Genomic DNA, 13,384 nt, shown 5'->3' with positions numbered 1-13,384 from the left:
GCTTTTATGTCAGTTCAGTGAAACATTTATGACAGTCTATGCAATTGAAAATCATAGACAAAATCAGACTTCATAAAGACCGGACTGTCTTTTATGTCAAAACCGGACGGTAAAGCTCGTTCCCTTGCCGACCTCGGACTTGACGATCAGGCGGGCGCGGTGGCGCGTGAGGATGTGCTTGACGATGGCAAGCCCGAGGCCCGTGCCCTTCTTGGAGCGGCTATCCTCGATGCTGACGCGATAGAAGCGCTCCGTCAGGCGTGGTACGTGTTCGGCCGGGATACCCGGCCCCTTGTCGACGACGGTGACCTCGACGGGTCCGCTGGGGCCATTCTTCAGGAAGACCTCGACGAGTTTGCCTTCCTGGCCATACTTGCAGGCGTTTTCGATCAGGTTTTCAAACACCTGGACCAGCTCGTCGCGATCGCCCGCCACCTCGGCTCGGCCTTCCGGCAGATGCAGCTGGATATCGACGCCGACATCGTTGGCGAGGGGCAGAAGCGCATCCCGGACATGGCCGAGCAGCGGGACAAGATCCACCTTCTCATCCGGCGCGATATGCGACTTCAACTCAAGGCGTGACAGGGACAAGAGGTCGTCGACCAAGCGGCTCATGCGCGTGGTCTGGTCGAACATGATGCCGAGGAAGCGCTCCTGCGCCTTGAAATCGCTTTTCGCCGGTCCCTGGATGGTTTCAATGAAGCCGCGCAGCGAGGCGAGCGGCGTGCGCAGCTCGTGGCTGGCGTTGGCCACGAAATCCGAGCGCATGCGATCGATGCGGCGAACTTCCGATATGTCTCGGAAGGACAGGACGAACAAGCGCTCGCTTGCGCCATGGTTTGCACCGCTGACAGCGCCAAGCTCCACCGGCGAGCTGCGGACAATATAGACGCGCTCGGAAGGCAGGCGTTCGGAGTGCTCGATCTGGTTCGGCGCGTTGGTGACGATGGTTTCGCGAACCATGTCGAGAATACCGGGCGAACGAAGGCGCGCTGAGATATGCGCACCGATGACCATCTCTCCGAAGGCCTTTTCAGCGGCGCGGTTCTGGAACAGCACGGAGGCATCGCCGGCCAGCACCATGACGGGAATGTCGAGCGCCGAAAGCGTCGCCGACACCTCGGGCAGAAGACTGCGCGCAGCAGGTTCCTCGACCTCGGACGCCGGCGGGGCCGCAACCACGCGGGGACGAGGCTCGGACGAGCACATGATAGCAAGCAGCATGATCGCCAGCAGACCGAGCACGCCCCAGCCGTTCATGCCAGCGGTCACCGCGATGAACGCAATCGCCAGCGCGACGAGAAGCACGAAGCTCTCCCGACGGAGCTTCGCCGCCAGTTTGGCCGTCCATGGCGTTTGCTGTTCCAAGTGCCCCTCGCGACGTCGATTCGTTCTTCGTTGGCTATCAAACTTCGCCTGATAGCGCTCTTTCATGACAGAAGTTTACCGATGCCGCCAGCAAACCGACAATGCACCCCAACTGCGCACATAATTTTTACCGATGACGAGAGGTTTGATTTTCAAAAGGAAATATGTTCGCCTTGGCGGCTACGCACATACCGAGGAGGATCGCCATGTCGGAAGATGTCGAAAGCAGAGCAGTCGAACTGGATATCAGGGGCAAGAAGCGCGTCTTCGACGTGGACGATCCGGTGCTGCCCGACTGGGTGGACGAGGAGGCGCTGAAATCGGGCGACTTCCCCTATAACAAGAAGCTCAAGGAAGAAGAGTATCTCGAAGAGCTGAAGGCCCTTCAGATCGAGCTGGTCAAAGTCCAGTTCTGGCTGCAGGCAACCGGCAAACGCGTGATGGCGCTGTTCGAAGGCCGCGACGCGGCGGGCAAGGGTGGCGCGATATCGGCCTCCTCCGCGCACATGAACCCTCGTCTCGCCCGCGTGGTGGCGCTGACGAAACCCACCGACCGCGAGGCCGGGCAATGGTATTTCCAGCGCTATATCGCGCAGTTTCCGACGGCGGGCGAGTTCGTGCTCTTCGACCGTTCCTGGTACAACCGCGCCGGCGTCGAGCCGATCATGGGCTTCTGCACGCAGAGGCAATATGAGGATTTTCTCGCGCAGGCGCCGCAGATTGAGAAGGTGATCAGCCACGAGGGCATCTTCTTCTTCAAGTTCTACCTGGATATCGGCCGCGAGATGCAGCTGAAGCGCTTTCACGACCGCCGCCATGATCCGAGGAAAGTATGGAAGCTGTCGTCGATGGATATCGCGGCGCTGACCAAGTGGGACGACTACAGCGAAAAGCGCGACCGGATGCTGAAGGAAACGCACACGGAATTCGCGCCCTGGACCGTGGTTCACGCCAACGACAAGCGCCGCGCCCGTATAAACCTCATCCGCCACATGCTGAAGACGATCGATTATGACGGCAAGGACAAGGACGCGATCGGCAAGCTCGACGACAAGATCATCGGCCAGGGGCCGAAGTTCCTGAAGTGACCGCGCCCAAGTGCGTTATCTGAGCGCGCTGCTCGACCGCCTTATTGGCCGGGCAGGATGCGCACGGCGTAGAGGTTGATGCCCCTCGCCTTGCCGTCCACGTCGCTGTTGATCAAAAGCGTGCCGGCCGAGGTCGGCGCGAGCGAGCGATCGAAGCGAACCTGCAGGAGGACATCCGACTTTTCGCGGTTGACCGTGAAGCGGTGGCGGGCGCAATCGCCGAGCGACTGAAAATCGCATTCGACGGTGATCTGCGTCGGCTCGTCGGAGGTCGATTGCAGGGTCACAGCGATGGTCGAGGACTTGCCGGCGAGCTGCTGCAGGATATCGGGCGGAACCGTGATACCGACATTGCCATCGGCGCCGGCGCTTTGGGAGGTCAGGCGCAGCGCCGGACCATCGTTTTCGGCAATGCTCTCGACGCGCGACTGTGGACCCTTGACGATCTTGTTCGCGTCGGAGGGCTTGAAGATTTCGAGCCAGGCGGCGGAGAAGGAATTCTGCGGATCGATGACCGGCGCCTGGCTGGCGTCGCTGTCAGCGGTATGATTGTCACTCGCGCCGTTGAAATCCTCCGGCGCGGTGGTGGCGGGCGGATTGGCGACGCTGGTATCGCGCTCGGCCGCCGACATCAGCAGGCCGGACGTATGCGCCCACCAGGCGCCCATGCCGATGAAGGCGAGCAGGACGCACCAGACGAGCAGCCGCGAAAAGAACTTGCGCGGCTTGCGGCGAGCGACGGCGCGCTCGGGCCGGAAATCCATGTTGGCCGGCTTCTTCTCGGCCGCGAAGGGTTCGGGAGCGGCCGCCAGATGATCGGCATCGCCGGCATGCAGGCCACCGAGGCCGGAGTCCTCTTGGTAGCGATTGTCGGCGACCATGACGTCAGGCGCGGGCGCCCGCGTTTCGCCGCCGATGGTGGGACTGTCGAAATCATCAGGCGCGCGAGGCGGCGGGGGTGGCGGGATGTCGACGACGGGCGGCACCGGCACCTCGGGCGGCCCCTGGCGCGGATGAAGGCGCTGTCGCTCCTCCGCCTCGATCATGTGGATCGTCGTTTCCAGACGGTGGCGATGATGGGCGATCGCGTTGGTATCGGTGACGTCCTGCTTGCGCAGGCCGGCTTCCAGCGCCTGGCGCGCGGATTGATAGATCTTGGCTCGGACTTCGGGATTGTCGCGATCGGCATTGTCTAGCGCCGTTCTGATAGCCGTTTCTAATCCGCTCACGTCCGGTCCTTCGTGCTGATGACAGGCGTCATATGCTTAAACAATATGCAACTGCGGTAGCGGCTGATGCCGTAAACCGCAAGGCTGAGGCTGCCGCCGGCGCCCGTTCAATAGGGGATAATACCGAAAGGCAGGCCTTTTTATAGAGCAAGCGATGTTGGCGGAACCGCGACACGGTCTTTTCCTGGCGAAAACTCTCTGCTATCACATTGACGTTTTCGTAAACGTCAATTCTTCACGGTGACCCATGGCCCTCCCCTCGATCCTGACGCGAAACCTCAGACTGCCCGTGGTGGCCTCTCCGCTGTTCATCATTTCGCACCCGGCGCTGACGCTGGCGCAGTGCAAGGCCGGTGTCATCGGCGCGTTCCCGGCGCTCAACGCGCGGCCGGAGAGCCAGCTCGACGAATGGCTTGCGATGATGACCGAGGATCTCGCAGCGCACGACGCCGCCAATCCGGACAGGCCGGCCGCACCCTTCGCCGTCAACCAGATCGTCCACACGTCGAACAAGCGGCTGGAGCACGACCTGATGCTCTGCGTGAAATACAAGGTGCCGATCGTCATCTCCTCGCTCGGCGCCGTGCCCGAGGTGAACGCCGCCGTGCATTCCTATGGCGGCATCGTGCTGCATGACGTGATCAACAACCGGCACGCCAATTCGGCGATCCGCAAGGGTGCGGACGGGTTGATCGCGGTGGCGGCGGGTGCCGGCGGCCATGCCGGGACGTTGTCACCTTTCGCGCTGGTGCAAGAGATCCGTGAGTGGTTCGACGGCCCGCTTCTGCTTGCCGGCGCGATCGCCAATGGCAGCGCGATCCTGGCAGCGCAGGCGATGGGCGCCGACATGGCCTACATCGGCAGCCCCTTTATCGCGACCGACGAGGCGCGCGCCTCCGACGCCTACAAGCAGGCGATCGTCGACGGCGCGTCGAGCGATATCGTCTATTCCAACTATTTCACCGGCGTTGCCGGCAACTACCTGAAACCATCAGTCAAGGCCGTCGGCCTCGACCCCGACAACCTGCCGGTCGCCGACGCCTCGAAGATGGATTTCGAACAGGCCGTGGGCGGCGCCAAGGCGTGGAAGGACATATGGGGCAGCGGCCAGGGCATCGGCGCCATCAAGGCCGTAGAACCCGTTGAGGCGCTCGTGGACCGCATGAAAAAAGAATATGACGCAGCGCGCGACCGACTGGCGCTCCCCTCGCCAGCCTGAACGGCGCGGGCATGTTTCCACAGCCGCGTTCTTTTTTGCCAAAGAGGTGACAGGGCGCTTGAAATCTTCCGACAATGCTTGTATCAGCGCCATGCAAATCGCGGGCCGAACACAAATCACCCGCCGGATTGCCGCTTTAGCTCAGGTGGTAGAGCACATCATTCGTAATGATGGGGTCGCAGGTTCGAGTCCTGCAAGCGGCACCATTTTTCTTCAGATTTCTCAGAGTTTCGACATTTCGCCGGCTTTCGCGCGCAACGATAGCGTGGCCGACGCCTAAGACGATGACCGCTCGATGCTGCCCAAACCGGTAGCGGCTGAGGGCGCTCCCCTCAGCCGGACACACTCGACTTTGATTACCGGAACAGGCTCATGGATTACCGGAACAGGCTCATGATGCCGCTCGGCGCGGAGTTGGCGATCGACAGCGCCTGGATGGCGAGTTGTTGCTGGGTTTGCTGGGCGGCGAGCCTGGAGGATTCCTGCTCCATGTCGGCATCGACCAGACGGCCAACGCCGCTGTCGAGGCTGTCCATGAGTTTGCTGGCGAAAAGCGTCTGCCCGTCGATACGCTTCTGCAGCGATCCGAGCGTGCTGGCGCTTTCGATCGATCGCTTCAGCATGTACTCGACGCCGGTGAGATACTCATCGACACCAAAGGCGGAGCCGGTGACATCGACCTCGTCGAGGTCGAACTCAAGCGTCCAGGGCGGATCAGACTGCACGTTGCCGACGCTGACGCGGGCGGCGCGATTGCCCGCTTCCGGATAGAGGGTCCGATCGGCCGAAAAGGTGATTGTGTCGCCGGATGGCGTGATCACCAAATCGCTGCCCGCCGAGGCGAATGCGATGACAGTGGCTAGGTCCGTGGCGTTGCCGACATAGCCATCGCTGGTGCCAAGCGCGGCATCGACCGTTGTCCGGTCGATCCTATAGGTCTGCAGCGGGTTGGGGCCAACCTGCACGTCAAAGGTGATGGACGCTTTCTCGGAGACGGTGAACGACCGGCCGAACGTCATGTGGGCTTCGGGATACATGTTGTCGTGATTGCTGAGCGGCGCTTTTTCCAGGCCCAGCGCAAAGCCGGTTGGATAGACGCCGCCGAAATCCGATGTAACGCCGGTTATGTCGATGCTGGAACCAGGATGACCCGAGGTCTCGAGCGAACCGATCTCGAACTGGTTCGACGTCAGCGAGCGGGAGAAAAGCGTCTCGTTGGCGGTCGCAGGAACGCCGTTATCGGCAAAGACCTGGTTGAGCACCTTGCGCATGTCGGAAGCGTTGCCGATCTTGCCGTCGGTCGAGCCCAAAGCAGTGTCGATCACGCTCTTGTCGATCCTGAGCGCGGTAAAGGTCTCGCCGGCGGAATAGTCTCCGGCGTCGACCACAATGTCAAAATCGATGTAATCGGATGCACCGAAAGTGGCCGGGCCGGTGAAATCACGGTTCTCATGGCCCTCATGGGCGACGGAATTGATACCCGTGCCGCGGAAGCCGCCGATATTGCCGACACCGTCAAGTTCCTTTTGCAGGATGCCGCCGCCACCGGTGTTTAGCATGCTGCTGAGCTTGATGTTTACGCTTTCCGTTTCCACCTTAACCGAACCGTCATCCGAGCGAACGAACGACGACATGACAGAGGTGGTAAGATCATCGGTGACCATGAGATGCGTCGGAGCATTCGTCGTCAGCCAGTTGACACCATTGAAGCTCGACGAAGCCACGATGCTTTCGACCTGCAGATTAAGCTGCTTCAGTTCATCCTGGATCTTCGCCTTGTCGACACCGTCTTCAGTCGCGGCAACGAGCTTTGCCTTGTACTCGGTCAGAACATCGACGATCGAGTCGGTGCCGGCGTAGGCTGTATCGACTTTGGCGGATGCCATTCCGAGAGCGTCCGAGACGGCCGAGACCGCCTTGCTGTCGGACCGCATCGTCGTCGCGATGGACCAGTAGGCGGCATTATCGGAAGCCGCTTCCACACGTAGACCCGACGATATCCGGCCCTGGGTTTCCTGCAGTCCTGAGTTGAGAGAGCTTAGCGTCTGTAGTGCTGCAAGTGCCGAGGTATTCGTCAAAAGGGAGGTCATCGGAGATCCAGATAAATAAAACCTTGAATTAAAACGAAGAGCGTTACGGCTGATTCTTACAGCCTATGGGTGCCAAACTAAGAAATTCGCAGTTAACAAAGTGTGGATGCCATTAGCTAAATCTTATGAAAATGGCACAACTTGGAAGTTGTTCTTGTTGCTCCCGCTTAAAAATTCGCGGGCGTCGCCTCACCAAGTAGTTCTCAAGACATTCTCAGATATTTCCGATCAGAAACTCGAGAACTTGACCTGACAGCAAGAATGGGCCGGCCGAGAAATATTTGCAGATCCAAACATCGTTCGCGCTCACGATTTGCCTTGCGCGCGCACCGTAAAGTGATGCGCCAAACGGCCACATCCCCAGAATTCGCGATACCGCGACGCATTGATGTCGCATATGAGTGCGATCGTCCTGAAACGTGATGGCGGTCGCGTTTGGATTGGGCGGGCCGTGTCATGAGGGGTCTGAGGCACGGCCCGCAACGCAATTGGGGAGAGCGCACATGTGGGATATCCTGACGATCATAGGCATCTTCGGCCTGCTCTTTCTGGGGCGCGAAGCGCAGATCGTGTTCGCGAAGGCGCGCGCTTCCGGATGGAATGATTTTCCCCGGCGCTGAGCTGGTCGCTGACGAGCCTGCTTCGGTCTGCCGAAGATACGCAGCGCGGTGAGCGGCGCATGCTCCCATTGCCTGATGCCAGCCTGCGAACCTCATCCAAATGAGCGAAGTGCAAGGCGGCGCGCGGGGTGTTAGGTTGAGCTGTCTCGTTGGTATTGCGTTATCGATTGTATTGAGTTCGCGAGACCTGGCCCGCCTTGAGCGGGCTTTTTTTCGCCTATATGGCGCCGCACAGCACTATTTCGCGAGCGTTTCCCCGTCGACCGCAGGCTGCGGCAGGGATTGCAGCAAGGTCTGGCGCGCGGAGCGCAGATGCACCCTGCAGGCGGCGTCGATCGCGGCGGGATCGCCGGCTTCAAGGGCTGCGATATAATCCAGATGCTCGTGGATGGCGCGTTCGTTGCGCTGGCGGGCGAAGGCCTTGTTCCACTGGTAGTGATAGTGGAAGACGATGGCGATGGCGTCGTAGAAATCGGCGATGAAGCGGTTCTTCGCGGCCCCATGGATCAGCAAATGGAAGCGCTCGTCGAGGGCTGAGAATTCCTTGTAGCGACCGTCGAGATCCTCGAGAAGGGCGTGGTGCTCGGCCTTGATCTCGGCCAGTGCCCGCCAGGCCTCGTTATCCCTGGGCAGCCGGCCGAATTCGGCGGCGGAATGCAGCTCGAACATCTCGCGGACCTCGGCGAGCTCCAGCGCGAATTCGCGGGTAAAGCCCTTCAAAATCCAGTGGCTGTTCGGCCGCTTCTCGATCAGCCCGAAGCGCGAGAAGCGGATGAGGAACTCGCGCACGCTGGTCGTGCCGGTGCCGATGTCGCGGGCAAGCTCCAGTTCGTTGATCTGCGTGCCGGGGGCCGCATCATCCGACAGGATGCGCTGCATGAAGCTGCGCTCGATGATGTTGTGCAGGGAATCAGTCTCTTCCGAGGGAAAGAGATCGGCCTCAGTCGGCGTGCGCAACACCACCTTCTGACGCTTGTTCCAGCTGATGATGCCTTCCTCGTCCAGCCGAGTCAGGATGGCGCGGGCGGTGCTGCGGCTGATGCCGAGCTTGGCGGCGATATCGGGCTCGGAGGGCAGGGTCTCATCGGCGCGCAGAGCCGCGACATAGCGATTATACGCTTCCTTGAAGACCGTGTTTTGCCGCGCCATGCACACCCCGCCTTGTTGCCCTGCAGCACACGGCGAAAGCCCGCGAATGGCGGGCGCCGGCGCGTGGCAGGAGCTTATCTCTCGGCGATCCTTATCTTATTTTGGATCGTCCGCGGCTGTTTGCCTCCCTCGTCCACAGGATCAATAATCCCGTTGACTTGAAAATGTTTATTGTAGATAAAAAACAAAAGCAATGCGCATTCGCCGATGCAGCGAGTGTTTCCCTAGGGAGAAGATCGTTGAAGAAAGACCCTTGGATCATCCTGTCATCAGGCGACAATGTCGCGGTGGCCACGGCCCCGATCGCCGCCGGCGAGATGGTGGCGGGGATAACGACGCTGGAGAAGATCGACCCCGGCCATAAGATCGCGCTGACCGATATCGCGCTCGGGCAGCCGGTCGTGAAGTACGGGCAGGCGATCGGGCGCACGACATCCGACGTCAAGGCCGGCCAGCATATCCATAGCCAGAACCTGCATTTCGAAAACGACCGCTTGGCCGCCACCGCCAATTCGGCGCCGGAAGAAGCGAGTGCGGCCGACCGCGCGCGCACCTTCATGGGCTACAAGCGCGCCGATGGACGCTCGGCGACACGCAACTATATCGGCATCATCGCCAGCGTGAACTGTTCCACCACGGTCTGTCGCGCCATCGCCGACCAGGCCAACCGCACCATCCTGCCGCATTACGAGGGGATCGACGGTTTCGTGCCGATCGTGCACGACCAGGGCTGCGGCATGAGCTCGACGGGCGACGGCATGGCCGTTCTGCACCGGACGCTTGCCGGCTATACCAGGCATGTGAATTTCGGCGGCGTGCTGATGATCGGCCTCGGCTGCGAGGTCAACCAGCTGACGCTTTACGGCCAAAGCGGCGCCGGCAATTCCAAGCGTCATTTCAATATCCAGGATGCCGGCGGATCGCGCCGCGCGGTCGAGCGCGCCATGGGCATGTTGAAGGAAATCGCCGACGATGTCGGGCGCGAGCGCCGCGTGCCGCTGCCGATCAGTGATATCATCATCGGCATGCAGTGCGGCGGTTCCGACGGCTTCTCGGGCATCACCGCCAATCCGGCACTGGGTGTGGCGGCTGATCTTCTGGCTGCTGCCGGCGGCACGGCGATCCTGTCGGAGACCTCCGAGATATACGGCGCCGAGCACTTGCTGCGCAGCCGCGCGGTCAGCGAAGAGGTCGCCCGCAAGCTGGACGAGAAGATCGTCTGGTGGGAGAAATATGTGGCGATGCACGGCGCCTCGCTCGACAACAACCCCTCCCCCGGCAACAAGCGCGGCGGGCTGACGACCATTCTGGAAAAGTCTCTCGGGGCTGTCGCCAAGGGCGGACGTTCGCCGCTGACAGCGGTTTATGGTTATGCGGAACGGGTGACCGCGCCGGGCCTCGTCTTCATGGACACACCCGGCTACGATCCCGTCTCGGCCACCGGGCAGGTTGCGGGTGGAGCCAACATGATCGCGTTTACCACCGGCCGCGGCAGCTGCTTCGGCTGTCGCCCGGCGCCGTCGATCAAGCTCTCCAGCAATTCGGCGCTCTATGCCTCGATGGAAGAGGACATGGACATCGACTGCGGCACGATCGCCAGCGGCGATGCGACGATCTCTGGAAAAGGACGCGAGATCTTCGACCTGATCATCGATACGGCATCGGGCAAGAAGACCAAGAGCGAGGAGTTCGGCTACGGCGATAACGAATTCGTGCCTTGGCATCTTGGAGCAACGCTTTAATCAATAATATCGACAGTCTTCAGGGAGGAATGATGAAGACGAGGAGGATCGGCCGGACCGAGCTTGAGGTGACCGAAGTGAGCTTCGGCGCCGCAGCCCTTGGCGGCCTCTACCGCGCCTGCCCGCGCGAACAGGCAATGCAAACGCTCGACGCGGCATGGGATAGCGGCATCCGCTATTTCGACGTCGCGCCCTGGTATGGATTGGGGCTCGGCGAGCGCCACGTCGGCGATTTTCTGCGCGGCAAGCCGGAAAGCGAATGGGTGCTCTCCACCAAGGTCGGGCGGCTGCTGCGCCCGGTGCCGACGGGGACGGTTCCCGACTACTCCTATGTCGATCCGCTCTCCTTCGATGCCGACTACGACTACTCCTATGACGGCATCATGCGCTCGGTCGAATTCAGCTATGCGCGGCTGGGGCTGAACCGGATCGATATCCTCTATGTCCACGATATCGGCGGCTATACGCATGGCGCGGCGAAGAATGCCGTCTATCTCAAGCAGTTCCTCGATACCGGTATCAAGGCACTGGAAGAACTGAAGAGATCGGGCGCGATCAAGGCCTTCGGGCTCGGCGTCAACGAGGTGCCCGTCTGCCTCGACGTGATGCGCAATGCCGATATCGACTGCATCCTGATGGCCGGGCGCTACACGCTGCTCGACCGCTCGGCTGAGGCCGAACTGCTGCCGCTCTGCCGCAAGAAGGGGACGTCGCTTGTGGTCGGCGGTGTCTTCAACTCCGGTATTCTCGCGACCGGTGCGGTGGCGGGGTCGAATTTCGACTATATGCCGGCGACCGAAGAGGTGCTCGCCAAGGTGCGCGGCATGGAAGCGGTCGCAGCCAGAAACGGTGTATCGCTGGCCGCGCCGGCGCTGCAGTTCGCGCTGCGCGAGCCGCTCGTGTCGTCGGTGCTGATCGGCACGGGCAAGGCATCCAGCGTGACGCGCAACATGGACCTGTTCTCACCGATTTTGCCGGAGACGATCTATCCGGAATTCGATAGCTTCACCCTCGTTGCGCCGCCACTCGGCGACGATGCTGTTCGCGTTTAAGGAAAAACAGAATGCTTAAAGGAATTCATCCCGTCCTCAGCCCCGATCTGCTTTGCGCCATCGCGCGCATGGGCCATGGGGACGAGATCGTCATCGCCGACGCCAACTTCCCGTCTTTTTCCATGGGCCCGGAAATGATCCGCGCCGATGGCGTCAGTGCCACGACCATGGCCGAAGCGATCCTGACGCATATGCCGCTCGATACATTCGTGCCGGAATCGGCCTGGGTCATGGAAGTGGTGGGCGATCCGACCGCCGTGCCCGAGGTTTGCAAGGAATTTCAGACCATTGTGTCCAAGCGCGCCGGCGATTTCGGCATTTCGACGCTTGAGCGTTTTGCCTTCTACGAACGGTCGCGCAAGGCCGCTTATATCGTCGCGACCACAGAGTTTCGGCTCTATGGCAACATCATCCTAAAGAAAGGCGTCGTGCTACCGGACGAGGTCTTCTGGGGATAAGAGGAGAAACGGAATAAACGTTCCGTGTTGACATTTACGCGGAACCGATATTTCATAAATCGAACTCGGGAGCTTTTAGGCCGGATGCCTTGGAGGGGCATCGGGCCTTGGAGAAAGCGGCACCGGGATTGGGAATAGGGCGTTGCCGGCGCATTCGTGCCGGCGGCTTCATCGATAAACGGGTGTGGGACTGGTCCGGAAAGAGCCAAAGGGCTTATCGGGCACCGTCTTGCAAACAAGGCAGGCCTCGGCTAGCTTCGAACTCGTAAATGTTTTTTATCGATAAAAGTCTCTCTTTCGCGTTCGCGAGAGATTTCCTGGAGGAAGAACGCACTTGGAGGAGAACCAACATGCGCATGAAGTCCATTCTTTCGCGTCGCACCTTTACCGCTCTCGCGGGCGCCGCCGTCATGGCAACAGCCGTGCCGATGCCGTCCTTTGCGGCAGACGTGACCATTCCTATTATCGTCAAGGACACCACGTCCTTCTACTGGCAGATTGTTCTGGCTGGCGCCCGCAAGGCCGGCACCGATCTCGGCGTCAAGGTGCCGGAACTCGGCGCCCAGGCTGAGACCGACGTCAACGGCCAGATCAGCATTCTCGAGAACGCCGTAGCCGGCAAGCCTGCCGCGATCGTCATCTCGCCGACCGAATTCAAGGCGCTCGGCAAGCCGATCGACGAAGCCGCCAAGTCCGTTCCGATCATCGGCATCGATTCCGGCGCTGACTCGAAGGCCTTCAAGTCGTTCCTGACCACCGACAACGTCCAGGGTGGCCGTATCGCTGCCGACGGTCTTGCCGCTGCGATCAAGGAAATGACCGGCAAGGATGAGGGCGATGTCGTCATCATTACCAACGCGCCCGGCGCCGGCTCGCTCGAACAGCGCCGCGAAGGCTTCCTGGATCAGGTCAAGACCAAGTATCCGGGCCTGAAGGTGGTTGCGGACAAGTACGCCGACGGTCAGGCGACGACCGGCCTCAACATCATGACCGACCTGATCACCGCCAACCCGAATATCGTTGGCGTGTTCGCGTCCAACCTGATCATGGCGCAGGGTGTCGGTCAGGCGATCGCTGAAAACAAGCTCAGCGACAAGGTCAAGGTCATCGGCTTCGACAGCGACGACAAGACCATCGGCTTCCTCAAGGACGGCGCGCTTGCCGGCCTCGTGGTGCAGGATCCGTATCGCATGGGTTACGACGGCATCAAGACCGCACTTGCCGTGTCCAAGGGCGAGAAGGTCGAGCAGAACGTCGACACCGGCGCGAACCTGGTGACCAAGGCGAACATGTCTGATCCGAAGATCGACGCGCTTCTCAATCCGAAGCTGAAGTAATCGGAAAAGGCCGCGCTGGAGCGATCCCGCGC

General features: G+C 60.9%; 10 protein-coding genes and 1 tRNA gene. 7 read left to right on the top strand and 4 right to left on the bottom strand.

From position 1 onward, the window contains the following. Positions 1 to 96: 96 nt before the first annotated feature. A complete protein-coding gene (gene phoR / locus QTL96_RS17765) occupies positions 97 to 1,368 on the bottom strand; it encodes a phosphate regulon sensor histidine kinase PhoR (RefSeq protein WP_289728609.1) in 1,272 nt (423 codons plus the stop codon). Between the two features lie 206 nt (positions 1,369 to 1,574). On the opposite strand from phoR, the gene ppk2 reads away from it, so the two are divergent. Beyond that, positions 1,575 to 2,456, top strand: coding sequence for a polyphosphate kinase 2 (gene ppk2, locus QTL96_RS17760; protein WP_289728608.1), 882 nt, complete (start codon positions 1,575 to 1,577; stop codon positions 2,454 to 2,456). Positions 2,457 to 2,497: 41 nt separating this feature from the next. On the opposite strand, the gene QTL96_RS17755 is transcribed toward ppk2, so the two are convergent. After that, on the bottom strand, positions 2,498 to 3,685 hold the full coding sequence (locus QTL96_RS17755) for a hypothetical protein (RefSeq protein ID WP_289728607.1): 1,188 nt from the start codon (positions 3,683 to 3,685) through the stop codon (positions 2,498 to 2,500). Positions 3,686 to 3,932: 247 nt separating this feature from the next. On the opposite strand from QTL96_RS17755, the gene QTL96_RS17750 reads away from it, so the two are divergent. Then, positions 3,933 to 4,904: a nitronate monooxygenase family protein gene (locus QTL96_RS17750; protein ID WP_289728606.1), complete on the top strand. Its 972-nt coding sequence runs from the start codon at positions 3,933 to 3,935 to the stop codon at positions 4,902 to 4,904. A 130-nt stretch (positions 4,905 to 5,034) separates the two neighbouring features. Continuing rightward, positions 5,035 to 5,110 (top strand) — tRNA-Thr (locus QTL96_RS17745). A 171-nt stretch (positions 5,111 to 5,281) separates the two neighbouring features. Here QTL96_RS17745 and QTL96_RS17740 read toward each other — a convergent pair. Next, positions 5,282 to 6,994 (bottom strand): flagellin, encoded by a 1,713-nt coding sequence (locus tag QTL96_RS17740; RefSeq protein ID WP_289728605.1) that lies wholly within the window; start codon positions 6,992 to 6,994, stop codon positions 5,282 to 5,284. Positions 6,995 to 7,851: 857 nt separating this feature from the next. Beyond that, entirely contained in the window at positions 7,852 to 8,763 is a 912-nt protein-coding gene (locus QTL96_RS17735) for a GntR family transcriptional regulator (RefSeq protein WP_289728604.1), read from the bottom strand. Between the two features lie 239 nt (positions 8,764 to 9,002). On the opposite strand from QTL96_RS17735, the gene QTL96_RS17730 reads away from it, so the two are divergent. The 4 genes from QTL96_RS17730 (at position 9,003) to QTL96_RS17715 (ending at position 13,352) form a co-directional block, all read left to right on the top strand. Continuing rightward, a complete protein-coding gene (locus QTL96_RS17730; protein WP_112940964.1) occupies positions 9,003 to 10,505 on the top strand; it encodes an altronate dehydratase family protein in 1,503 nt (500 codons plus the stop codon). Positions 10,506 to 10,537: 32 nt separating this feature from the next. Next, positions 10,538 to 11,557, top strand: coding sequence for an aldo/keto reductase (locus QTL96_RS17725; RefSeq protein WP_289728603.1), 1,020 nt, complete (start codon positions 10,538 to 10,540; stop codon positions 11,555 to 11,557). Between the two features lie 11 nt (positions 11,558 to 11,568). Beyond that, the gene (locus QTL96_RS17720) at positions 11,569 to 12,015 is read left to right on the top strand and encodes an RbsD/FucU domain-containing protein (RefSeq protein WP_112981972.1); all 447 of its coding nucleotides are present in this window, start codon (positions 11,569 to 11,571) and stop codon (positions 12,013 to 12,015) included. A gap of 350 nt (positions 12,016 to 12,365) precedes the next feature. Continuing rightward, on the top strand, positions 12,366 to 13,352 hold the full coding sequence (locus tag QTL96_RS17715; RefSeq protein ID WP_113009846.1) for an ABC transporter substrate-binding protein: 987 nt from the start codon (positions 12,366 to 12,368) through the stop codon (positions 13,350 to 13,352). Positions 13,353 to 13,384 lie beyond the last annotated feature (32 nt).

The sequence above is a fragment of the Rhizobium sp. S163 genome (assembly GCF_030380805.1).
In the GTDB taxonomy this organism is placed as follows: domain Bacteria; phylum Pseudomonadota; class Alphaproteobacteria; order Rhizobiales; family Rhizobiaceae; genus Rhizobium.
This window is presented reverse-complemented; position numbering and strand designations above follow the sequence as displayed.